The sequence below is a fragment of the Streptomyces sp. NPDC045846 genome (genome assembly GCF_056431605.1).
The window spans coordinates 57,867-79,190 of record NZ_JBWKKJ010000019.1 but is presented as its reverse complement, the minus strand read 5'-3'; the positions used below and the strand labels follow the sequence as shown (position 1 = coordinate 79,190).

21 protein-coding genes and 1 pseudogene are annotated in these 21,324 nt (G+C 68.1%); 12 read left to right on the top strand and 10 right to left on the bottom strand.

What is annotated here, in order from left to right; all coding sequences use genetic code 11:
• The first annotated feature begins 15 nt into the window (after positions 1-15).
• Entirely contained in the window at positions 16-876 is an 861-nt protein-coding gene (locus AC07F3_RS36795) for a hypothetical protein (protein ID WP_479119108.1), read from the top strand.
• 139 nt (positions 877-1,015) lie between these two features.
• On the opposite strand, the gene AC07F3_RS36790 is transcribed toward AC07F3_RS36795, so the two are convergent.
• Positions 1,016-1,270 carry a hypothetical protein gene (locus AC07F3_RS36790; protein ID WP_479119106.1) on the bottom strand — a complete coding sequence of 85 codons (255 nt, stop codon included), beginning with the start codon at positions 1,268-1,270 and terminating at the stop codon, positions 1,016-1,018.
• A complete protein-coding gene (locus tag AC07F3_RS36785; RefSeq protein WP_479119104.1) occupies positions 1,267-2,778 on the bottom strand; it encodes a hypothetical protein in 1,512 nt (503 codons plus the stop codon). Before AC07F3_RS36785 ends, AC07F3_RS36790 begins: the two co-directional genes overlap by 4 nt.
• A 444-nt stretch (positions 2,779-3,222) precedes the next feature.
• Here AC07F3_RS36785 and AC07F3_RS36780 point away from each other — a divergent pair, with 444 nt between their 5' ends.
• Entirely contained in the window at positions 3,223-3,549 is a 327-nt protein-coding gene (locus AC07F3_RS36780) for a hypothetical protein (RefSeq protein WP_479119102.1), read from the top strand.
• Between the two features lie 13 nt (positions 3,550-3,562).
• Here the strand turns inward: AC07F3_RS36780 and AC07F3_RS36775 are convergent, their stop codons facing one another.
• The 4 genes from AC07F3_RS36775 to AC07F3_RS36760 form a co-directional block, all read right to left on the bottom strand.
• Positions 3,563-4,210 (bottom strand): GNAT family N-acetyltransferase, encoded by a 648-nt coding sequence (locus tag AC07F3_RS36775; RefSeq protein ID WP_479119100.1) that lies wholly within the window; start codon positions 4,208-4,210, stop codon positions 3,563-3,565.
• A gap of 148 nt (positions 4,211-4,358) precedes the next feature.
• Positions 4,359-4,565, bottom strand: coding sequence for a transposase (locus AC07F3_RS36770; protein WP_479119098.1), 207 nt, complete (start codon positions 4,563-4,565; stop codon positions 4,359-4,361).
• Between the two features lie 36 nt (positions 4,566-4,601).
• Positions 4,602-5,387 (bottom strand): DUF4253 domain-containing protein, encoded by a 786-nt coding sequence (locus AC07F3_RS36765; RefSeq protein WP_479119096.1) that lies wholly within the window; start codon positions 5,385-5,387, stop codon positions 4,602-4,604.
• 505 nt (positions 5,388-5,892) lie between these two features.
• Positions 5,893-6,669: a class I SAM-dependent methyltransferase gene (locus tag AC07F3_RS36760; protein ID WP_479119095.1), complete on the bottom strand. Its 777-nt coding sequence runs from the start codon at positions 6,667-6,669 to the stop codon at positions 5,893-5,895.
• Between the two features lie 468 nt (positions 6,670-7,137).
• On the opposite strand from AC07F3_RS36760, the pseudogene AC07F3_RS36755 reads away from it, so the two are divergent.
• A pseudogene (locus tag AC07F3_RS36755) lies at positions 7,138-8,063 on the top strand (IS5 family transposase); the annotation flags it as partial.
• A gap of 212 nt (positions 8,064-8,275) precedes the next feature.
• Here AC07F3_RS36755 and AC07F3_RS36750 read toward each other — a convergent pair.
• Genes AC07F3_RS36750 through AC07F3_RS36740 form a run of 3 tightly spaced genes read right to left on the bottom strand, consistent with a single transcriptional unit; the run spans position 8,276 to position 9,957 of the window.
• Positions 8,276-8,776: a hypothetical protein gene (locus AC07F3_RS36750; RefSeq protein WP_479119093.1), complete on the bottom strand. Its 501-nt coding sequence runs from the start codon at positions 8,774-8,776 to the stop codon at positions 8,276-8,278.
• Between the two features lie 31 nt (positions 8,777-8,807).
• Positions 8,808-9,242, bottom strand: a complete 435-nt coding sequence (locus tag AC07F3_RS36745) for a hypothetical protein (protein ID WP_479119091.1) — start codon at positions 9,240-9,242, stop codon at positions 8,808-8,810.
• Positions 9,243-9,267: 25 nt separating this feature from the next.
• Positions 9,268-9,957, bottom strand: coding sequence for a hypothetical protein (locus AC07F3_RS36740; RefSeq protein ID WP_479119089.1), 690 nt, complete (start codon positions 9,955-9,957; stop codon positions 9,268-9,270).
• 356 nt (positions 9,958-10,313) lie between these two features.
• Here AC07F3_RS36740 and AC07F3_RS36735 point away from each other — a divergent pair, with 356 nt between their 5' ends.
• Together AC07F3_RS36735 and AC07F3_RS36730 are read left to right on the top strand one after the other, a co-directional pair.
• Positions 10,314-10,565: a hypothetical protein gene (locus AC07F3_RS36735; RefSeq protein ID WP_479119087.1), complete on the top strand. Its 252-nt coding sequence runs from the start codon at positions 10,314-10,316 to the stop codon at positions 10,563-10,565.
• Between the two features lie 18 nt (positions 10,566-10,583).
• Positions 10,584-10,820 (top strand): hypothetical protein, encoded by a 237-nt coding sequence (locus tag AC07F3_RS36730; RefSeq protein WP_479119086.1) that lies wholly within the window; start codon positions 10,584-10,586, stop codon positions 10,818-10,820.
• Between the two features lie 423 nt (positions 10,821-11,243).
• Here AC07F3_RS36730 and AC07F3_RS36725 read toward each other — a convergent pair whose 3' ends face one another.
• Entirely contained in the window at positions 11,244-11,645 is a 402-nt protein-coding gene (locus AC07F3_RS36725) for a hypothetical protein (protein ID WP_479119084.1), read from the bottom strand.
• 93 nt (positions 11,646-11,738) lie between these two features.
• Here AC07F3_RS36725 and AC07F3_RS36720 point away from each other — a divergent pair, with 93 nt between their 5' ends.
• The 7 genes from AC07F3_RS36720 to AC07F3_RS36690 all read left to right on the top strand — a co-directional run bounded on the left by AC07F3_RS36720 (position 11,739) and on the right by AC07F3_RS36690 (position 20,631).
• Positions 11,739-12,281 carry a hypothetical protein gene (locus AC07F3_RS36720; RefSeq protein WP_479119082.1) on the top strand — a complete coding sequence of 181 codons (543 nt, stop codon included), beginning with the start codon at positions 11,739-11,741 and terminating at the stop codon, positions 12,279-12,281.
• Between the two features lie 45 nt (positions 12,282-12,326).
• Positions 12,327-13,184 (top strand): hypothetical protein, encoded by an 858-nt coding sequence (locus tag AC07F3_RS36715; RefSeq protein ID WP_479119080.1) that lies wholly within the window; start codon positions 12,327-12,329, stop codon positions 13,182-13,184.
• A gap of 954 nt (positions 13,185-14,138) precedes the next feature.
• Positions 14,139-15,926, top strand: coding sequence for a DEAD/DEAH box helicase family protein (locus AC07F3_RS36710; protein WP_479119078.1), 1,788 nt, complete (start codon positions 14,139-14,141; stop codon positions 15,924-15,926).
• Positions 15,923-17,821 carry a type I-E CRISPR-associated protein Cse1/CasA gene (locus AC07F3_RS36705; protein WP_479119076.1) on the top strand — a complete coding sequence of 633 codons (1,899 nt, stop codon included), beginning with the start codon at positions 15,923-15,925 and terminating at the stop codon, positions 17,819-17,821. Before AC07F3_RS36710 ends, AC07F3_RS36705 begins: the two co-directional genes overlap by 4 nt.
• A complete protein-coding gene (locus AC07F3_RS36700; protein WP_479119074.1) occupies positions 17,821-19,080 on the top strand; it encodes a type I-E CRISPR-associated protein Cas7/Cse4/CasC in 1,260 nt (419 codons plus the stop codon). Before AC07F3_RS36705 ends, AC07F3_RS36700 begins: the two co-directional genes overlap by 1 nt.
• A gap of 4 nt (positions 19,081-19,084) precedes the next feature.
• On the top strand, positions 19,085-19,840 hold the full coding sequence (gene cas5e / locus AC07F3_RS36695; protein WP_479119073.1) for a type I-E CRISPR-associated protein Cas5/CasD: 756 nt from the start codon (positions 19,085-19,087) through the stop codon (positions 19,838-19,840).
• Positions 19,837-20,631: a type I-E CRISPR-associated protein Cas6/Cse3/CasE gene (locus tag AC07F3_RS36690; RefSeq protein WP_479119071.1), complete on the top strand. Its 795-nt coding sequence runs from the start codon at positions 19,837-19,839 to the stop codon at positions 20,629-20,631. Before cas5e ends, AC07F3_RS36690 begins: the two co-directional genes overlap by 4 nt.
• Positions 20,632-21,324: the final 693 nt, after the last annotated feature.

Genomic DNA, 21,324 nt, shown 5'->3' with positions numbered 1-21,324 from the left:
AGGTTCAATCGCCGGATGGCTGAGACTGACATTGACCTGGAAGTCGTGACGGCGCCGTCGGGAGTCCTCGTGTTGGGGATGGCGTCGTGGATCGACTACTGGCCGCAGCTGGGCCGGCCGCTGTCCGAGCGCGCAAGTGCCGCGGCATCGATCGGTGGCGGACACGTCCACGACTGGATGTGTGAGATGGCCGCAGTTCGCGCCGCCGCTGACAGGCCGTTGATGGTGAGGGCCAGCACGGCGGCGTCGCCCTTCGACGGAGGACCGACCATCGCGGTCCTTGAGATCGATCTCGGTCTGCCATGGGCCGGCACGGCAGGGGACGAGCCCATCATCCTTGGCGAGCTACCGGTCGACCGTTGCGGCATGGTGCTCGGCGACGCGCTTGCCTTGGACTCCTGGACGGGAGATGGCCATCCGTCAACCGACGGCCTTGCCGATGTCGCCTACTGGGGAGCCTACGCCGAGGCCGCCCATCGTCAGTTCGGCGGAGACCTGATCTTGCGACACGCCGGTCAAGTGCGAGGGTGGCTCGATCTCCCGCTCGGTGACGCCAAGAAACTCGGCGAAGCCCTCACCAACTGGGAAGGCGATGAACAGGGCCGGGGCGTCATGGTTGCAGTCGATGAGCACACCGACTTCCACCGCTGCAAGCGCGCGAGTTGGACCCACCCACTTCGGATCGGCGCCGTCGAGGTCGCTGCCTGCCGCGTCCTGGGGATCAACTGGAGCAGCGGCGACCACTCGATGAGACATCGCGGCGAACGAACCTTCGGACAGGTCTATCCCGTGACTCTTCAGCCTGGTCCCACGGGCCAGACAACGATGCGCTGGACGATCCCGCCCTACGCGCCCACCACCGACCACTCAGGATGATCAACTGGAAACCGCCGGAGGATACGCGACACCTCAACATGCGGGCCTACCAGTGCCGAGACCGGATATGACGAAGCACGCCGGATGGTCCGAAGTGACAACTGGGATGCCCTGCACACGCAAGTGGCGTCGCGCGGGTTCAGCTGGGCGGTTCCTGTCCATACCTGTTCGCGGGCTTCGGCCCGGCGGGCCGGGGTGCTTGGGGGCAGGTGAGCGCGTCGAGTGCGGCTTGGGCCGCGGCGCGCACTGCGTGGTCGGGGGCGGTGGTCAGGGGGCGGACGAAGGTGTGGGCGGGTTGTGCGTCGAGTCCGAAGGTGGCCAGGGCGTTGAGGGCGTCGATGGCTACGGTCCACTTCTGGTGCCGGGCGGCCCGCCTGAGGGCGTCGGTGATCACGGGGATGGCGATGGGGTCCTGCAGCTCGGCCAGGCAGGACAGGTAGAGGCTCGCCGGGATGGGGGCGTGCGGACGGTCCCAGTCGATGCAGCGCAGACCGTTCGCGAGGAGGGGCACAAGTCGGTCGGCGGCCTGCGGGTAGCTGCCGACGCCGAGAGGACCCGCCAGTCGTCGACTCGAGTTTCGAGAGAGCGGATCAGGTCGGGCAGCGCGCGGGGGTCGCGATGGTCAGCCAGGGTCATGACCGCCTCTTGGTAGGCCTCGCGAACCACGGCGTTGTCGCTCGCCCACACATTGGGCCCGTGGGCGGCGCGCAGGACGGCCATGTGGCTGTGGAGGGTGTTGAGGAGGAGTTCGGTGTCTTCGGGGGCGGTGGTGAGGCGGCCGCCCAACCACGCGCTGAATCCGTCCTGGATGATGCGGGCCGCGGCCCAGTCGTCCGGAAGCAGGTCGAGGAGTGAGGTCAGCACGGGGCGGGGAAGGGGGCCGGGGAGGTCTTTTGCCATGGCGATGGCGTCGTACCGGGTGGCGGCATCGGGGCTGGTCAGTTGGGCGACGAGGAGCGTTGTGCGGTCCGTGAGCCGGTCGCCCAGGATGGTGTGGAGGGTACGCAGGACGCTGCTGATTGGGGAGTGCTCCTCCCACGGGTGGTCGGGATCGAACCGCTCGACAGCCAGGTGGACGGGGCGCTCCGTGGTGGTTGCTTCGTGTCCCTGGATGTGCATCGTTGCTGTGCATCTTCGGCATCCGGAACAGGGTTTTTCGGCGGTCGGGGTCGCGGTGATGTCCCGCAGGAGGGTGATCGCGCGGGGCACGAGATGGGCCGGGTGCCGGTCTGGATCGATCAGGGCCCGGTGCGTGAGCGCTGAGAGCTGGACGGGCGCGTCGGTGGGGGCGTGGTGAAGGCCGTCGATCAGCTCGTCCAGCCAGGTTGCCACGGTCGTCTTCGTCTCCGGTAGCCGCAGGGCCAGGCGCGCCATCGTTCGCACGACGAGCAGCCGCTCGAGGAGGCCGTCTTCGGCCGGCAGGCGCTCGGCCAGGACGCGTGCGGCGCGCCCGCCGTCGGCGAGGAAGAGACCGACGGCCTCGATGGCCGGGCGCCGCACCAACGGGTCTGGGTCCGCCGCGTAGCGGACGAAGGCATCCGCCCGCTCGGACATCACGGCGGTGATGCCGACGTGAGCCGTCGACTCGACTCCGTTCACCGTGAAATAGACGGTGTCAGGGTCACAGCCCAGGGCTTCGCGCCCGATGCTGAGGAGCAGCCTTACGACGCTGCCCCGGTCGGGGGTGGCGGGGTCGTCGGCCATGGCGAACAGGAACGGCAGGCTCATCGCGGTGCACGGGTCGACGGCTCCTTGGTCATGGGCCTCTGCGTAGAACTCCTCGAACGCCGTGGCCCGTACGGCGGGGTCCGGGCAGAGCATGTTCTCGAGATGGTCCGGGACCCCGCAGACCTGTCCGGGCAGGTGTCCGGTCATCCAGTCGACCTCATGTGCATTGATCATGGACGACAGTCTCGATGAGACCACTGACATCCAGGACACCGGCTGAAGGGGCTGGTCCTGCTGTCCGGGTTGGCAGACCGTACCAGCTCTGGGCGTTGACGCCTGTACTGCTGGTAGGCCTTGTAAACGGGATGAACATGAGGGAGTGCGCGGCAGAGCCTGTTATGCCAGCGCATACTTCTGGGCTCCTGACCCTGCGACAGGGACCTCGCTGTGCGAGCGTCTATACCTGGTGTCTATTCTGAACGCGTTCAGTCGGGGTGGGGCAGGATGTGGATAAGCACTTCAGTGAGCCGATGGACAGCTCTGGCCGCCGTGTTGGCGTGGGCCTGCGTTGCTTGCGCCGATGCAGGTGGAGACCTAGCGCGGGTTGACCGGTCGGCGCTTACGGGCGAGTGGAGCAGTCCGGGCGGCGCTCGTCTTCACCTGGGAAAGGACCTCGCCATGACAGGGGAACGCCTGCACAGTGCGATGTTGGGAGGCACGTCATGCCCGGACACCGCGACCGGACACTGGAGCTTCTACAGCTCGCCTGACAAGGCGGGTTCCATGTTCGCCGATGACAGGTTCACCACCGGCGACACTATCTCCGCGAGCATCGACGACCCGAAGGATTCCTGTCTCCTCTCCGTTCAGGTCCGGCGGGACGAGCACGGACTCAATCTGTGCCTGGTAGAAGACCTTGACTCTGGCTGTTCCGCCAAGGAGCTTCTGCGCCTTGCTGAGCGGCGTGGAGATAGCCCCGGATTGGGCACCGCGACGCTGCGGTGATGGCGCTCTACGATCACGTCAGGCCGAACCAGGGTAGGCACTCGGTCAGCCCTTCCATCTCTACGGAAATCAGCTGGTGTTGCTGCCACTGTTCCGCGGTCAGGCGGAGCCTGCGCAGCACGGCGGGCTCGGCGCGTACGGCATGACGCTCAATGCCGTCCTCGCGATAGCCCAGCTTGTGCGACACCTTCAGCGAGGCCGCATTGTCGGTGTATGCCGCCGAAACGGCATGCTGTGCACCGAGCCCGGCGAAGGCCAGGTGGAGGACAGCCGCACGCATCTCGGTCCCCAGCCCGTGGCCGTGATGGGCCATGCCCAGCCAGGACCCAGTGCCTACTTCACGGCGGACCGAAAAGTCCCGGCCACCGATGCCCTGCGTGCCCACGACGACGCCGTCGCGCACGGCCACCAGGTTCAGCTCCCAGTTCTCCGGCTGCCACTCGCCCCAGCAGCGCCAGTGATACTGCAGGACACTCCGGGCACGCTCCTCGGGCGTGACATCGGTCCACGCCACAGTGAACGGCTGCACCGCCGGGTCATGCACCCCATCGACGGCCAACGAAGCCAACGCTGCGAGATCATCGAGGTCCGGCAACCGCAGCTCCAGCCGCGGCGTGGTCAACCGCAAGCCCGCAAGCGGCCAATGAGAGAGCAAGGTCATGACCAGAGATTCTTCTCGCCCCAGGCCCCTCGGGGCCACCAGGTTTCCGAAGGGAGCGCCTCGCGGGTACCCGCGCCCAACCCCGGCGGAAGTCTTCTTCGGCATCGGCCTGCGCGATGAGCATGTGAAAACCCGCTCCCACGTACCGTCAACGGGCCCACATTCGCAGCCGGTTATAGACGCCTCGCCAGTTGCCGTACTTCTCCGGCAGGTGCACCCACTGCGAGCCGGTCTGAAACTTCCAGGCGATCGCGTCGATCACTTCACGGCGGTCTCTCCACCGGCCCCCGCGTTTCGGTGTCTGGTCCGGGAGCAACGGCTCGATCCGCGTCCACTGCGCATCAGTCAACGGCACGCCCGGACCAACGAGGGGGCAGCCCGGCCGTCATGCCTAGTCCCACCAGAACGACCAGCAAGTCCGTCCCACGAGGTCCATTGCGTACTCGGGGAACGGGGTGGGCGGATCATCGACGATGTTGTTCGCAGTCGAGAGCACGTGCTCCAAGGCGAGCAAGTTCGCGTGCTCTGCTTCAGCGGGCGGCCTCGCGACCGACACGTGCAGCTCGCTGCCGAACACCACCACGACCTGGGCACCGAAGCGGTCCTCCCAGCTCCGCAAGAGTGCACACAGCAGTGGCAACGGTGCCTCCGCAGACCAGCCGATCGACGCCAGAGCATCGCTACCGCGACGGGCAGGGACGAGCACGAGGCGACACTCGTCCAGCCCAAACACTTCCGTCTCGCTGAACCAGGTCAGCAGGCTTGCCGCCGCCTCCTCGGGCATCGGGCCTGCGGACGCAGCTGGCATCTGAGGTGCCAGGCCCGGCCACTGTTCGAAGGGCGGCCCGGGGTCGTGTGGCCATGGCTCGACTCCCTGCGGCGCCGGGGCCGGTGTCGGGTCCATCCAGAAGGGCAGCCTCCTGCGCCGGTACTCGGCAAAGTCCGTGGCCAGCGCCTCCTCCAGAAGGACGGCATCGACGTGGTCCAGGCCGAGCGGCCTCCCCATGGCGTCGGGCTGGCACAGGAGTGGAACCAGGCCGCAGGCTTTTTGCTCGCTCAGCAGGCGAGGCCACAGCTGATCGACGTCTTGAGGAAATTCGTCAGAGACCCATACGTGTGCAAGGCCGGAAGACAGGAAGCGGCCGGGAGGCAGACCATCGGGCAGGGCAAACGACATGGTCGCACCGTAGACCATGGTGCTGACAGCGCGGCTACCCGCAGGACTCAAGGACACCACCGCCATCAGTGATCCAAACGAAGCGCCCTAGCCCTTGCGGGCCGCCTCGCGATGTGTCTCGCCGGGTTCCAGGCTGCCGCCGGGGGTGGCTCAGAAGCCGCCGTTCTCGTCGTACCGCAGCAGCAGGACGCGCCGGTCAGTGTCGAGCACCACGGCGCTGGCCGCCTCCCGCAGGGGCAAAGCACTCTTGGGTTCAGTCTGGCGGAGATGTCAGTCCCGCTTGACCAGGTAGTCCTCGATACACAGGACGTTCAGGTCGCACGCATGGAAGGTGACCAGTGCGTGCGCGGGGGTCTTCCGGCGATCCGGTGGACGTGCTCGATCAGGCCGGCGAACCTCGGGCCAGTGATGGGCCCGAGGTGATGTGCTCCCGAGTTCTCGGGACGGGTTCTTGCTTGCTGCCCGGCAGTGACGAGGAGCCGCGGGCCGGAGCAGCGCGCGACGGTCAGGGGCGGGTGGCGATGATGGCTTCGGTGCGTACGACTTCGTCGAAGATTCCCTCGGGGTTGAGCTCGCTGAGCGCCTGCCGTAGGTCGCGTTCGAAGGCGTCCTTGTGGTCGCCGAGTTGGACGGTGCTGGAGCAGCTGTAGGAGAACTGCAGCCCGATGACTTCGTTCAGGGTGCGGGTCAGGGTGTGATCCCATCTCGCGGTGTCGATCTGGGAGAACGGGGAGCGCGCGAGGACGTCCTGGTGGCGCTCGGTGGGGTGGGAGTAGGTGCCGGAGCCGGCCCGGCGTTCGGGCCCGAGGTAGCGGGTGCGGACTTCGTCGACGATGTTGCGCCAGGGGGTGGGTTCGAGGTCGCCGGGGGCGCCGCCGGAGGCGAGGACGATCGCTCCGCCCGGCTCGATGATCTGGTCGAGGTCCCGGGCGACCTGGGCACGGTCCATCCAGTGGTAGGCCGCGCCCATGACGGTGAGCAGCACGGGGCCGGTGTTCATCGCCGGCAGGGTGGTGGAGTCGCCTTCGCGCCAGGTGATGTTGGTGATGTGGTGCTTGGCGGCCAGACAGCGGCCCTCGTCCAGCATGCCCTTCTCGGGGTCGACGGCGATGACTTCACCGACCAGCGGGGCGAGGTCGAGGGCGATGATGCCGGGGCCTGCGCCGAGGTCGAGAACGTGCTGGGTGCCGTCCAGGCCGAAGCGGTCGGTGAGCAGGGCATAGAACTCGGGTGCGTAGGGTTCTGTCCGGCCGATCTTGGATTGTGGGAAGATGCCGTCCATGACTTGCATACGAAGGGGCCGTGCCTCGTAGAACACCAGCTTCACTCCGGCCGCGGGAACGTGGCCGGAGTAGACCCTGGGTGCGGTATCGCGATGTCCCAGGTCTGTCGGGAGCGGCGAATGCCGCTGTCCGTGTGCTCGAACGGGAGCGATTGTCTCCGGGCACCGTGGCAGTGGCGCTGAGCGTGTGGTCCGTGCATGTCCACGGCAAGAGGCGCCGGTGGAGGCGGTGGGAGGCTGAGTTCACCTGCCCCTGCTGCGGCGAGGGTTGGGCCCGGGACAAGCTGCAGGATGCGCTGTTCATGCTTCCGCCCAGGGCCGCTGGCGAACTCCGGGTGCAGGTGGAGCGCCTGGACACGGTACTTCTCGGGCGAACGCATCACGAGCCGACAGAGGACCCGGAGTTGGCGTGGTGGTATCGCAGGTGCTGACCGTAGCCATGTCGCCCACTGGTTCGTTGAATCTTGCGTGACTGGTCGGGGGGATCTGACAGAGGCGGAGGGGCGACTTCTGGAGCCGCTCCTGCCCACGGGCAACAACCGCTGTGGGCGGTGGCGCGATCACCGTCAGGTAGTCAACGGCATCCTGCACCGGGTGCGAACCGGGGTGCAGTGGCGTGACCTGCCTGAACGCTATGGGCCCTGGAAGACCGTCTACGAGCGACACCGGCGCTGGTCGGCCGACGGAACCTGGGAACGACTACTCCAGCAGGCGCAGGCCCAGGCCGATGCCGAGGGCGGGACCGACTGGGACGTCTCGGTTGATTCCACCTCGATCCGTGCCCACCAGCATGCGGTCGGCGCGCGGAAAACTCCGCCGCCTGCCGCATCAAAAGGGGCGGTCGCGATGGCACACCAGAGCGAAAGACCGTGGGTGAGACTGTGCGCCCGCCTGGCGGAGATGGTGCAGGAGGCGAGGCGCTCGGTCGCTCCCGAGGAGGCTTCACCACCAAGATGCACCTGAGTGCCGACGGGCGTTGCCGCGTGCTTTCGTTGTTGCTGACGGCAGGCCAGCGGGCGGACTGCACTCAGTTCGAGCCAGTCATGGAACGCATTCGGGTGCCTCGACTCGGGCCGGGCCGCCCGCGCACTACACCAGACAGCGTGAGCGCCGATAAGGCATACAGCAATTGCCGGACCCGCCGCTACCTGCGGCAACGAGGCATCCGCCACGTCATCCCGGAGAAGAGCGATCAGGCCGTGAACCGCGTACGCCGGAGCCGGGCGGGAGGTCGCCCACCCGGCTTCGACAAGGAGCTGTACAAGAAGCGCAACACCGTGGAACGGGCGATCAACAAGCCCAAGAACTACCGAGCTGTGTCCACGAGGTACGACAAGCGCGCATACGTCTACCTGGGCACCGTCACCGTCGCAGCAACCCTCATCTGGCTCCGGACCGGCGCCAGATCCGTCCCACAGACGAATACCGGGACACCACCTCGGACGAGTGGACCGAGTTCGAGGGGCACGGCACTTCGACCGCCGCAAGGTCGAGCTCGGTTCCTGCGGCTGGCCCCACAGCACTCCCCGCTAGCACGAGCACGCCTGCTTATCCGAACTTCGCTTGGAAGCCAGGCAGTTCAGGCGACCTGATTGCTGGGGGCTGGTCAAGGCAGGAGCGGTCGGGTCGCGGCCCAGGCGACAAGTCGCTCACGGACCGGGCCGGGAGTCAGGTGGCCGACCAGGCTTTCCAGATGGGCTGTCAGGTTCTTGTGCCGCCTCAGCTCGCGGATCTGCTCGATGGGAAGGTCGCGCCAGCCCTCGGCGAGACCGGCGGCCTGTGTGGGCGTGAAGGTCAGTGTGTCGAGCGTGTCGGACGCCAGCGCCTCGGGACTCCAGTCGAGGTCCGTGTCGTCGGGGCCCAGTCGGTCGATCACCCACGTCCGGAGCATGAAGTCCTGCTGGGCCACCCGCGCAGAGCGCCCTTCGGCGTTGTCGAGCATGCGCCGGTTCGCGAGCAGCGACAGCTTCGTCCACTGGCGACGGGCTTCCAGGGGATGGCTGGAGTTGTAGGCCTGTCCCTGCGCGGCGAAGCGTGCCGTCTTGAGTTGCTGGCCGTGGGCGTCATGGATGAACGTTTGCAGCTGGTCGAGCGTCCACGTGCTCATATCGAGGGCCGGTTCGTCTCGATGCGCATCGCTACTCAGGGTCCCCACTCCTGGTCGTAGGCATGCCGAGGCTGATGGTGGCCTTCTGGGACTGCCTGTCGATCTGGGCGAGCTTATCTTCGGCGCCGGCGAGGTTGTGGTGTGCGTGCGCGCGGCCGGAGCGACGCGCCAGGTCGAGCGGGAACGGGTTGAGCAGCGGTCCGGATCCGGCATCACGGTGCAGGTCGTAGAACCTGCGCAGCACCGTTTCGCTGTGGGCGACGGTCGACGGCGCATAGCCGGGCTCCAGGGTGGTTTCCCCGGTCACCTCGTTCGGGGCGCCGACGGTGCGGGTCGGCCGCCGCTTGGCCGCGGTCGCGCGCGGCTTGACCGTCAGCTGGATCCAGCAGCTGAAATCCCGAGCGTCCACCCGCGTCGCTCGATCCCAGGGCACCTCGACCGCGTGCAGGAACCTTCTCTGCACCAAGTCAAGTGGTCTGCTCGTCGGAGCTTTACCGGTTCCTGGGCGAGAGCCAGTCGTCTGTGTCGCGGTGGCGGCCGAGTCCGACTGCGGCGAACTCGTCGACGTGATTGCCCTTGGCAGCACCGAGTCGCCGCAGCGCCTGAGAGATCGGAGTGCCGGTCGTCGGCAACGACTCCCCTTCGGCCAGGTGCAACGGTCCGAGAGCTATCTTCCCTCCATCCCAGACCTGTGCGGTTTGGGTCCCTGCCCCGCCGAAGTAGTCGGCCTCGATGTAGGCCACCGGTCCTGTCTCCGAGCACGCGGTCAGCAGGCGATCAAAGCCCGCTGGAGCCTTCCAGAACCCGTTGAGTTCAGATGCTCCGGCGGCCGTGACGGCATCGAACAGCGAGTCGGTCATCGGCAGGAGCCAGAGGTGTTGGCCGAGAGGAACGATGCACGCCTCTATGGTGGAGCCGGCCAGCTCGCGGAGCACGGATTCAGTAGCGATGACCGCCTGCACGCAATACATGCCCTCATTCTCGCCTGGGCGCTGATCGCGGTGCGATGCCGGGTATGCCGAGGTCAACCGGTGCGACCCTGGCGAGTAGACGAGTCTGGTCTCGCTTTTGGCGCAGGAAGGACAGTCGATCCCTTCGATCTCACCGAGCCACCCCTCTGCTTCGGCTCGGGCTCGGCGGGCCAGAAGGTCGACTTCGATCTCGTCGAGGCGGGGCAGCATCTTCGGACAACCGCGGCCGCACCGCGACGGCGGAGACTGCCATGTCTCCTTTGAGCGGTGGAGGTTCCACCAGCCTCTTGGACGGGGTCAGAGTCTTCGGCGGGTAGTCAAAACAGTATCCGCCCCCGGCACCCAGCGGCACTGCCACAACTGCGCCCCCACGAACGGGCGTTCCGGAGCCCGAAGGGGGCCCGTGGTGCTCAGCGTAGACCTCCCGCGGGCATCGGGAGGGCAAACGCCTGCGGGCATTCGGGGCGGCCCCGGCAGTCGGTGACGCCGGGGCCGACCGGCACGCGACGCACCCCCTATAGTGTTGAACGCGTTCAATTACGGGGAGAGAGGGCGGGAGGCTGCACGTGGTCATGGGCCTGGTCGTGGGGGCGACGCTGTTGACGATGCTCGCCGCGTGGACGGCGCTGGCGGTGCTGGGCATCCACGGGCTCCTGCTCGGCCGGATACCGGGACGCCGACTGCACCACCACGTCCGCCACCCCCGACTGTGGGGCACGGGACTCCTGGCCATCACGGCCAGCTGGACCACCGGTTCCCCCACCCTGTGCGTCATCGGCGTCGGCCTGACCGTCATCGGCCACCTGCCGTCCCCGTAAACCGGCACAACTCCGCCCATGACCAAGAACCCCCTGCCGCACGGGACTTCCCGACCCAGGACCGGTTGCCAGAACGGTCGCACGGCGCGTGCCCTGCGCGACCTCGACGACAGCGACGTCGACGGGCTGCTCGGACTGCTCCTGGGCGAGCAGCAGTTCAAGCGCTTCCTCGAACACGACGTGACGATGCAGGACATCGCCGCGATCCTGGAGGCGTACGGCAAGGAGACCGGGCTCGGCCTGGGGGAAGACTGAGCCTCGACGCGTTCGTCGAAGAACACGCCGAGGCTCTCGAAGCCGATCTGCTGCGCCACTACGCCGTCGACCTCCTCGACTGGCACCGCGGCACCCTGACGTCCCGCCGCCTCGCCGTCCTGGTCAAGCACCTGCCACGCGACAGCGCGGTCAACCGCGACCTGCACGGCGAGGCGGCGGAGTGGAACGCCTCCACCCGCCTCCTCGCCGCGACGGTGGACCACCTGGCGGTGGCCAACTGGATGACGGCGACGATCAATTCGGGCGAGGACGCGGAGTCTTTGGAATATCCGGAGGCTGTGCCCCGGCCGGGGCTTGCGCCGTCAACTCCGTCCGGTGAACCTGCACCGGAAGAAAACGCCGTACATGCCGTCGGCCTCCCCTCCGCGACGCAGCTGTTCGAGTTCTTTCGGTGACCGCGCCTCAGGCAACCTGGCTTATGAGCACGGCGAGGATCAGTAGCAGGCCGATAACTGCCGACCAGGCGACGGCAGAGATGTGCTCAAGGCGTGGATGCTCATCGGCAATGAACACCCTATGCGGCCTTTTCGGGTCGTACGAAATCTTTACGGGAGCCCCAGCGTCGACCCGCGCCCCCTTGGTTCGCAGAAGCACGAGGGGCTCCTCACCTCCGATCGGGCTCCGTTCCAACAGATGCCTCACCACGCCGCCCTCTTCCCCATTCAACGATGTACAGCGAGCTGGCACGACCACCCTCCTCTGCCAGGCAAACAGATCCGAAACGGCGAGTACAACCCCAAAGAACAGCCAGATCGACCCAACGGCCAGAACCACCCACCCGAGACCCACAAGAAACCCCCTCATTAGGTTAAAGACTCGGCAATTAGCGAACGCTCACACTAAGGCCGCAAGCCTCCGCCCGTCAAACCCTCCGACCGAAGGAGGACACCGTCAGTCATGACCACAAAAGAGCTCGAGGAGCGGCTCGACAAGGTCGAGAAGGAGCTGGCCAAGAAGGCCGCCAAACCGCCCGAGACACCGAACGAACCGTCGGTCAACTGGACCGACCGGAAGGTGAACTGGACCAAGTGGGTCGCGATCATCGCCGTCACCAAAGTGACCAGCATTCTCTCGTTCGGGCTGCCCAAGCTCTTCAACTTCGACAGCGTGCTAGAAAAACGATTCAATCTTGAGCGGAACAAATGGGGATTCCTGTGGAAGAAGGCAGCCAATCCTCTTGATGCCCAAATAATTCGGATCGACCGACTTGAGGACCTCCAGCGCCAGGGAAACAATCACTTTCTTAGCCTTTTCCGCATCGTGAACGACAGCGTCATCCCACGAGTGAGTCAACTCGAAAGGAATGAACAAGCGGTCCGCAATCAGGTCCGATCGGGCGAGGCAACGCGTCGCCCGGCCACTCTTGTGATGGGAAACGAGGCGGCACGCATCCGCGATTTGGAGACGCGGGTCACCAATCTCGCACGAGCATTGGGCTGAGATCGGTCAGATAAATACCGTCCACCGAGCCATACAAGGTGAACCATGTCACCAGTCCAATCCCTAACCAGAGCCTCAGGCTCGCTCAAGGGATTCAAAACAGGCATCGACGGCGCCGGCCGCTCCGCCGGCGCGCTTGGTAAGCAGGCCGGTACGGCCAACACCAATGTGGGGCGGATCAAGGGGGCCGCCCAGCAGTCCGCCAAGGAACTCAAGGGGATGAAGACCGCCGCCGACCAGGCGGCCAAGTCCATCGGGAAGGTCGGCAAGGACGCCGGGACCGGCGGGGTCTCCATGGGGAAGCTCCAGGGCGGGCTCAAGAAGGCCGACGGCGAGTTCAAGGGCCTCAACAAGGCCATGAAGGGCAACGTCATCGCGATGCTGCTCGAACTCTTCGCCCCACTCATCGAGAAGGTCGTCGCCATGGCGACCAAATCGAAGGCGATGCAGAAGACCATGAAGGTCGCCTTCGACGTCATCGGCCGGGTCGTCGACACCGTCATTGACGGTGCTGGTGCGGGCTTCCCTATTGGGGGCGTAGCCGCCAGTCGCAATCCGATCAGTCGCATCCAAGCCAGGCGGACTACCATCGACGGCCAGGACAGGCCAACTATCCTGTCGGGGCTGGTTCGGAGGGAGGGTGCTGTGGATCGCAAACCCCGTGACCGGGCGGCTGAACGCTCCGCCATCCAAGCCGCCGCCAAGCGGCTGCTGACCGGCACCGCACTGCACTCCGCACCCGGCAAGCTCACCGTGACCAGACTCATCACCGAGAGCCGGCTGCGCCGCGACATCGTCTACCAACACCGCGACCTCATCGAAGACTTCAAGACCCGGGCCGCGGCAGCAACCTCCCCGACAGCGCCAACCTCCACCAGCCCGCCACACACGAAGCCGAGTTGAAGGACGCCCAGGCCGACCACGCACGCGGATGCGAGACCGGCACCGCACACCGGCCCCTGCGGACCGTTGTCCTGGACGAGCCTCCAGCCGGGCTGTGACGCGCTACGGGGACAGGCGCAGGTTCCAGCCGCCGTTGATGTGCCCTGGTCGTGCGGCAGGCCGCTACCCCGGGAGCGAGGTGGTGAGCGGAGCATCGTGCGGCGCGGGCGTACAGCACTGCCTCCGCGAGTCCGGAGTTCCGGTAAGAAGGCCGAGCGCATCCGCATTCACTGGTCGCGCCCTTCGCGCGTGGTTGATCTCGGGGAATCACCGCCCGCCAGGGGCCCCTCGTCGGTGTGGTTCACGGGTCATCGGTGTCGGTCGCGGCCGGGCGGGGGCGCGGCGCTGATGCCAAGACTCCCCCAGGGCGCGCAGACGTCGCATATCTCCAGGTCGCGGTACCTCTCCCTGGCGGACGCGACGCCGTCGCGTCCAGCACCCAACCCCAGCGCCGGCGCCCGGGGAGCAGTGCAGGAGTAGCTACTGGTCCAGGTGGACCGCCTGGACCCCGGTGCCTTCATAGGCGTCCGGGTGAGGGTTAACCAGGAAGCGCCACGCAGGGGCGGGCGGCGTGGATGGGGAGGTTCTTGCGGGCCCGACCCCGCTATGACAGGGCTTCTTGTCGCCGCCTTCGGCTCGCCGCGGCGCAGAGTGCGGGAGCCCGACCATCAGCAGAGATCATTACATGGTGTAACTACAACTCACGCTGTGTGCCTCGCCGGGTGTAGGCTGCTGCACGGCTTCACGCAGCTACCGAATTCCAAGCGTCATGGCCTGTGAACATGGCGCGCATGCAGGAATTCCCCAAGGTGCCTCGCATCAGCGTGTCTTGACCTTTGCCGCATCGTGCCGACAGCAGATGGCCGCGCGGATTCACAGGATCGCGTACTGCCCTTCTGTCCTGGAGACGTTGCGATGACTGCCAACCACGCCCGGAAAAGCCATGCCCGCGCCCATGCCCTGGAGAGCGGCCAGCGGTACCGGGGAGCGAATACCGTCACCCGCCGCGACACGCTGCCGACGCCCGCGGCCGGCCCCTCTCAGTTTGTCCTGTCCAGCTTTGGGGGCGGTTACTACCCGGGAGTGCGGCGGGATTCCGGGTGGCTGGTGAACGTGTTCGGGGACAAGCACGGGCGCGGCCTGCCCCGCGGCCTCGCACCGTACGCGGCACCGCCCTATTCCTGGGAGGCCTTCGTCCAGGACGAGCTCAACGGGATGGTTTCTCCTTCCCGCGTCGTGCGGCCTGTTCCCCTACGGGACTATCAACGCGAGCTTGTCCGCGGTCCGGTGGAGGCGCGGCGGGTCGGTGCGCCGGGATACATCTGGGTCCTGCCTACGGGGTCGGGTAAGACTCCGCTGGCCATCCGGGGCGCCGAGGCAATGCTGACGCGCAGCGCGCGGCGCATCCTGGTGGTCACGAAATTGTCGGTGATCCCCGCCTGGCGCGCCGCCATTGGCCGATTCGCCACCAGTACTCCTCGGTGGGTAGTGACCAACCCGGAGCGTCTGTGGCGGCTGCTGGATCATCCCCGCGTGAACCTGGATGCGATGCCCGTCGAGGACGCCGCCCGCCTGGCCGCGGCGGAAGGTCACTCCCGGGTGGAGTGGGACGTGATCATCGTGGATGAGTGCCACATGCTCGTGAACGCCGATGCCCGGCGCTCGCGCATCGTGCGCCGCCTGCAGCAACGCCCTGATGGCGGGCGCACGTTCACGCTGTGGGCCTCGGCCACCCCGTTCTCCGCCCCGCTGGAGAGCGCCTATGCGGCAGACCTGATCGCCTACGCCGCCAAGGTCGATCCACCGCCGGAAGGTGCGGACTACCGGTTGTGGCTCATGGACCTGGGCCTCAAGCTCAATGCGGACCGTTCGGGCCGCTGGTACCAGCGCCTCAACCGCCTCGATGTCACCACCCTGCGCTCCCTGCTGTACGAGGGGGGCGTGGGAGCCGCAGCCACCGTGTCCGAGCTCAACCTGCCGGTCCAGCAGCGTGACGTGCTGCCCCTGGAGCTGTCCGCGCAGGACCGTGCCTCCTACGACCTGAGCTGGCAGGAGTTCCGGCGCAGCGAGGGCTTGACGGTCTTTGAAGGGAGCGAGCCGGGCTCCTACCGGGTCGCGGCGCTGCGGCGGGTACAGAAGGCATCGCTGGTAAAGGCGCCGTACGTGGCGCGGCTCGTGGTCGAGCAGGTGCGCCAGGGCCGGCAGGTGGTGGTGCCGATGTGGTTCAGGGAGTCGATCGACAAGGTCGCCGTCCACATCGCCCGCGCCCTGAAAGCCGCAGGTCTCAACCAGCAGGTCGTGGCGATCACCGGGCGCGAGCCGCACCTGCGGGAACACAAACGCATCGCGTTCCAGACGGGTCAGGCGCTGGTGATGGTCCTCAACGCGCTGGAAGGGATCAACGCCCAGGCCGGTGAGGAGAACGTCGACGGCCAGGGCACCTCGGCCACGCTCACGCCCCGGGTGTGCGTCATCGCCGATGTCCTCACCGGCGGGAAGCGTGCCCTGCAGGCGGAGGGGCGGACGCAGCGCGACGGCCAGATCGCTCCCGTGATCTATGCGTACGCGGCAGGGACCGGTGAGGAGGAGTGGACGGCGGCGACGTTCCGGTCGCTGTCCAACACCGCGAGCCTGAACACGAACGACCGTGACGCGGCGATGTTCGACTACCTCGCCCAGAAGATCACCGGGGATGCCTCGTGAACGACCTGTCCTTCTCCCTTGGCCGCGACCCGTGGCTGCCGGTGCGTGATCTGGCGGGTATCCGTGAACTCGTCAGCGGCCCAGAGGCGTTGGGCCGTGCTGAGCAGCTGGTGCTCGACATCGCCGACCCGCTGCAGTCCGCGGCCGTACTCCGTTTCCTGACCGCCGTCGCGTACGCAGCGGGCTTGGCTCCCGCCGATCCTGGCGAGTACGCGTGGCGATGCGTCGAGGCTGCCTCCACCAACTGGTCGAAGGCCGGAGTCTGGCTGGAGGAGCACGCCGAGGGCGCCGCGCTGTTCCATCCCGAACGTCCGCTGTTCCAGGACGCTTCGCTGCACCAGGTGAACGTGCAGTGCACGGTGCCGGTGCACTATCTGGACCTCACGGCTGCGGCCGCGCTGGGCCGGCCGCTGCTCGCCGACCACCGCCACCTCCATGTTCGCCTGCCCGCGCTGCCGCCCGACCGGGCCGCCCGGCTGCTGCTCACCCAGCAGATGTGGGTGGTCGGCGGCCGGCTGCGCGCATCGGGTGCCGACTACGGGCCGGGCTCGAACTACGGCAGCCAGGCGCCGGCCTGCGGCGGGCTGGTTTGGCAGCCGCACGGCACACTCGCCACACAGCTCGCCTGGCGCACCATCCCGGTCACCGAGCTCGGCGAGGCGAACTGGACCCACCGCCCGCGCGGCACCGCGACTCGACCCCCTGCGCCACGGGGCGAGTTGGATGCGCTGACCTGGTTGCCGCGCCGGATCCTGCTCCTGCCCACCCCGGACGGCCTGGTCGAGCGCGCCCACTGCGTACAGGGATGGAAGCGGACCGCCGAGGAGCCGGGGCAGCCCGGCACCGCCGACCGCATCTTCACCGCAACGGGCAAGAAACTGCCCGCCACCGCCCCGCTCACCCCCCTCGACACCGTCTCGATGGTGGAGCGCTGGTGGCATGCCGGGCCGGGCACCCTGCCGCACCTCATCCGCGACGCCTGCGCCCCGACGGGATGCGCGCCGCCGGCCATGCGCGCCGTGGGCCTGGCCACCGACAAGAAGAAGGTCCTGGTCCTGCGGGACGTCCCGCTTCCCTCCGAGGTCCTCGCTGTACCGGCAGCGGGCGAGGCCGCCGCGTGGATCTCGGCACTGCGCTGGAAGACCCGAGGCAGCGCCGGTACGTGGGAGGACGGGTGCGGCGCGGCCTTGCTGACCGATCCCGCCTTCCTGGAGGGCGACCAGGCTGAGCGCGCCCGCCTCGCCGCGCGCGCCTTCCGCATCGATGCCGCCATCCCGCAGCAGCGTGCCGCAGCGCGCGCCGACTTCCACCGTGCCCTCATCCCCAAGGGAAGCCCGCCCATGTCGTTGTTCGTCACCGCCGATTCCCTCGACCCGACCGAGGCCACTCCCGGCCAGCTCCTGGAGCGGCGCCTGCACGGCATCCGGGCCGGCGAACACGGGCGCGGCCTGATGAACAGCCTGCGCCTGTGGGCGGCTTCACCCACCCCTGCCAACCAGGCCGTCGACACCATCACCCGCAGCCTCACGGCCGAGCAGCGCGACCCGGCGATGATCACCGCCGCGCTGTATGCGGTCCACGCCCAGCACCACGCCCCGCCCTACGGCAACGCCCCGCTGCCGCGCCTGATGCGCGCCTTCGGCAGCGGTACCTCCTACGGACCCCGCCACCCGCAGACCGAAACCCTCATGCAGCACATGCTCGCCGCAACCCGCCCCCGCCTGCTGCTCCCGGCCCTGACCACGCTGGTCCGCTACGCCGCAGCCCACGACATGACGCCCGCCTGGGCCGCGCTCGCCGACGACCTCACCGCCTGGAGCCCCGCCACCCGCGAGCGGTGGGCGGCCCTCTTCTACACCAGCCAGCCCCTCACCGAGATCGGACACCACGCCTGATGGCCCTCACCGACATCACCACCGACTCCCGGCTCATCGACATCACCGACCAGCCCGGCAACTTCGCCGTCCTGCACACCCAGACCACCTTCGCCGGCGTCAGCCTCAACCGCGACTTCTCCAACCTGCCCAAGACCCTGCAGTACGGGAACGCGCTGCGTATGCGGGTCTCCGCCCAGTCCAAGGTCCGCGCCGCCCGCGACTTCTTCCGCACCTACACCGAAGAAACCGCCCAACACGCCGCCCGCTCCCGCCTCCTGCCCCAGGAGATCGCCCGCCGCCTCACCCAGCTCGGCTACGACGAAGTCGAGGCCGCAGCCCAGGCCGCGCTCATGGTCACCGCCTCCGGCATGCTCGTCGACGACACCGCCCCCAACCGCACCCGGGCCATCGCCTACGTTCCCGCACAGGCCCCCGCTCGCCTCGGCGAGCTGGGCGCCGAAACCTGGGACGACACCACCGACCTGCGCGGCCTCATGCAAAAAGCCATCGACAAGGCCCGCGCCAAGAGCGCCAGGAACGGCAGCAACGCGGACACCGAAGCGGAGGAGGAGGGCTCCAGCGGCGGCAGGCGATCCACCGACAAGGGCCTCAAGGCCCCCGACGGCACCCCCGCAACCCTGCGCAAGCGGGCCCAGGCCGCCCTCGCCCCTGGCATCACCGTCGAACTCGCCATCTTCGGCCGCATGCTCGCCGAACTCCCCGACGGCGCCCTCTACTCCGCCGCCCAGGTCGCCCACGCCCTCAGCATCGACCCGATCGCCATGGTCAGCGACGACTGGACCGCCAAGGACGACTGGCAGGACCTCGGCGTATTCGGAGCCGCCGGCAAGGGCACCACCTTCCTCGCCTCCGGAACCCTCTACCAGTACGCAGCCCTCGACCGCCGTGCCCTGCGCCGGCAACTCGCCCAGAGCGCCCCGGCAGAAGAAGCCGAACACCTGGCCCGGCTCGGCGAACAGCTCTTCCTGACCGCCCTCGCCTACGCCATCCCCTCCTCCGCCCGCTCCCGCACCGGGTCAGCCGTACCGCCCGGCCTGGTCATCGCCGCCACCACCGACCACCCGCTCACCGCCGCCGCCTACTTCGAGCAGTCCATCCAGCCCCCTGCCGCCGTCGCCGGAGCCGAACGCCTGGCCGGATACCTCCGCCGAGCCCAGCGCCACACCCCGCTCCTGGGCGGCACGGCCCGCTGGCTCTCCCCCGCCGGCGAATCCTGCCCGGAGCTCCCGCCCACCCTCGCCCCCGAGGACGACTGAGCCCATGCCGACCGTCCTGCTCCGCTTGTCCGGCCCCATGCAGGCTTGGGCCGCCCACACCCCCTTCGAGTCCCACCACGACACCTTGACCCGCCCCACCAAATCCGGCGTTATCGGCCTCGTCGCCAACGCCCTGGGCCACGACCGCACCGACGACACCAGCCACCTGGCCGCACTGCACTTCACCGTGCGCGCCGACCGGCCCGGCCACCTCGAACACGACGACTACACCGCCGGCGCCGGCACCTTCCCCCTCGACACCCTCACCCTCCACACCCACCCCGAACTGGCCCAGCAACCCGACCGGTTCATCTACGCAGCCCCCCGCGAAGCCACCCCCGGAACACCCCCCAAAGCCTCATGGGCCCCCGCAACACGCAAAACCACCAAAGGCCACAAGACCTACATCGTGGACGGCGCGTTCCTCGCCGGCCTCACCGGCCCGCAACAGCTCACCGACACCGTCCACGAAGCCCTCCTGCGGCCCGCCCGGCTCCTGCACCTGGGACGGCGCTGCTGCCCACCCGCCCGCCTCATCCCCCACGGCACCACCACCTGGGACACCGAGTGGCCCCACCACATCCCCCTGCTCCACGAAGCCACCACCCACCACCCCCAGTACTGGCAGGAGACCCTCGACCCCACCGCCCCGGCCCTGCCCGAACAGCCCCCCACCCGCTACGCCGACCGCGGCCACCGCACCCTCGCCATGACCAGCCACACCACCACCCCACCCCCCGCACCCCAGGAGAACTGGTGACCCTCACCGCCCACGACCTGCTCGACTTCGGCATGCCCCACCCCGAACGAGCCCAACTCCACGTCTATCGCAGCGCCCTCACCCTCACCGACACCGCCTCCGACGCCGGCCGCGACGCCCACCGCCTCCACCAACTCGTCGAACGCGGCCTCGGCACCGTCACCACCACCGGCAACCGCCACGGCCGCACCCTCTACGCCGCAGCCCGCCAACCCGCCACCACCGACCGCAGGCGCCCCGGCCGCCTCACCGCCCAACGCCCCTACGCCCTCCTCGTCCAAACCCTCTCACCCCCCAACTGGACCCCCCTCCAACACCACGGCGACATCACCACCGCTCGAACCCAACTCGTCGAACAAACCTGGACCACCGGCGACACCGCCCAGATCCGCACCATCGCCAGCCCCCAGATCACCCGCAACGGCCAGGGAAAACACCGCAGCCACCTCACCACCCCCGAAGACTCCGCCCGCTGGCTCCACCAACGCCTCACCAAAGCCGGCTGCACCCTCCAACCCCACGACATCACCCTGCACGTCGGCGAATGGACCTACCACAGCCACACCCGCAACAACACCCCCACACACCACTACGAACCCGTCCAACTTCGCCAATTCCACGCCACCGTAACCATCACCAACCCCCACGCGTTCACCACCATGCTCGCCACCGGCCTCGGCCACAACCGAGCCTGGGGAGCGGGATTCGTCCTCGCCCGCCACACCAACAAAGAGCAAAGCCCCCACAACACCGCAGGCCAGAAAGAGTGCAGCCCGGGCGCCCGGGGATGAGCCGATCATGCCCGATGCCACGATCGCCAGAATGATGTGCTGCCCGGGCGCCCGGGGATGAGCCGCCGGTGGCGTCGCCGCCACTGCCCTTCGTCCAGTGCAGACCGGGCGCCCGGGGATGAGCCATTCTGGTTGCGCGGCGACTGCTCCATGCGCTCGTGCAGACCGGGCGCCCGGGTATGAACCGGATGGCATCGAGCTGTGGCGGCCCGCTGAGACGTCCAGCCCGGGCGACCGGGGATGAACCCTACGAAGAGCTCAACAAGAAGCTCACTGCGTGGTCGAGCCCGGGCGACCGGGGATGAACCGATCCACGTCTTCAGGTCTGCGCCAGCGGTTAGGGCAAGCCCCGGTGTCCGGGGATGAACCGTACGCGTACGTGCCCGCCGACCAGCTACTCCTGTGCAGCTCGGGCGTCCGGGAAGAACCCTGTCGAAGGGCGCGGCCGCCATGCTGGCAGCGTCCAGCCCCCGGCCGTCCGGGAATGAACCAACTTTCATCGCTGCGACTGCGGCTCATCGGCTATCCGCCCGGGCGTCCGGGGATGAACCGGAGGCGATCCTCCATGGGTCATATCGACATGCGTCAGCCCGGATGGCCGGGGATGAACCGACATGCACCTCAGGAATAGCGATGACCTTCGGGTGCAACCCCGGGTGTCCGGGAATGACCCGATCGGTCCGGCTGGTGCGA

What these genes read in the sequence shown, in the direction of transcription:
- AC07F3_RS36730 (WP_479119086.1), top strand. Translation starts at nt 10,584, where the DNA reads ATGACCAAGAACCCCCTGCCGCACGGGACTTCCCGACCCAGGACCGGT.
- AC07F3_RS36720 (WP_479119082.1), top strand. Translation starts at nt 11,739, where the DNA reads ATGACCACAAAAGAGCTCGAGGAGCGGCTCGACAAGGTCGAGAAGGAG.
- AC07F3_RS36700 (WP_479119074.1), top strand. Translation starts at nt 17,821, where the DNA reads ATGGCCCTCACCGACATCACCACCGACTCCCGGCTCATCGACATCACC.
- AC07F3_RS36765 (WP_479119096.1), bottom strand. Translation starts at nt 5,387, where the DNA reads ATGTCGTTTGCCCTGCCCGATGGTCTGCCTCCCGGCCGCTTCCTGTCT.
- AC07F3_RS36710 (WP_479119078.1), top strand. Translation starts at nt 14,139, where the DNA reads ATGACTGCCAACCACGCCCGGAAAAGCCATGCCCGCGCCCATGCCCTG.
- cas5e (WP_479119073.1), top strand. Translation starts at nt 19,085, where the DNA reads ATGCCGACCGTCCTGCTCCGCTTGTCCGGCCCCATGCAGGCTTGGGCC.
- AC07F3_RS36780 (WP_479119102.1), top strand. Translation starts at nt 3,223, where the DNA reads ATGACAGGGGAACGCCTGCACAGTGCGATGTTGGGAGGCACGTCATGC.
- AC07F3_RS36715 (WP_479119080.1), top strand. Translation starts at nt 12,327, where the DNA reads ATGTCACCAGTCCAATCCCTAACCAGAGCCTCAGGCTCGCTCAAGGGA.
- AC07F3_RS36785 (WP_479119104.1), bottom strand. Translation starts at nt 2,778, where the DNA reads ATGATCAATGCACATGAGGTCGACTGGATGACCGGACACCTGCCCGGA.
- AC07F3_RS36775 (WP_479119100.1), bottom strand. Translation starts at nt 4,210, where the DNA reads ATGACCTTGCTCTCTCATTGGCCGCTTGCGGGCTTGCGGTTGACCACG.
- AC07F3_RS36760 (WP_479119095.1), bottom strand. Translation starts at nt 6,669, where the DNA reads ATGGACGGCATCTTCCCACAATCCAAGATCGGCCGGACAGAACCCTAC.
- AC07F3_RS36725 (WP_479119084.1), bottom strand. Translation starts at nt 11,645, where the DNA reads ATGAGGGGGTTTCTTGTGGGTCTCGGGTGGGTGGTTCTGGCCGTTGGG.
- AC07F3_RS36750 (WP_479119093.1), bottom strand. Translation starts at nt 8,776, where the DNA reads ATGAGCACGTGGACGCTCGACCAGCTGCAAACGTTCATCCATGACGCC.
- AC07F3_RS36795 (WP_479119108.1), top strand. Translation starts at nt 16, where the DNA reads ATGGCTGAGACTGACATTGACCTGGAAGTCGTGACGGCGCCGTCGGGA.
- AC07F3_RS36740 (WP_479119089.1), bottom strand. Translation starts at nt 9,957, where the DNA reads ATGCTGCCCCGCCTCGACGAGATCGAAGTCGACCTTCTGGCCCGCCGA.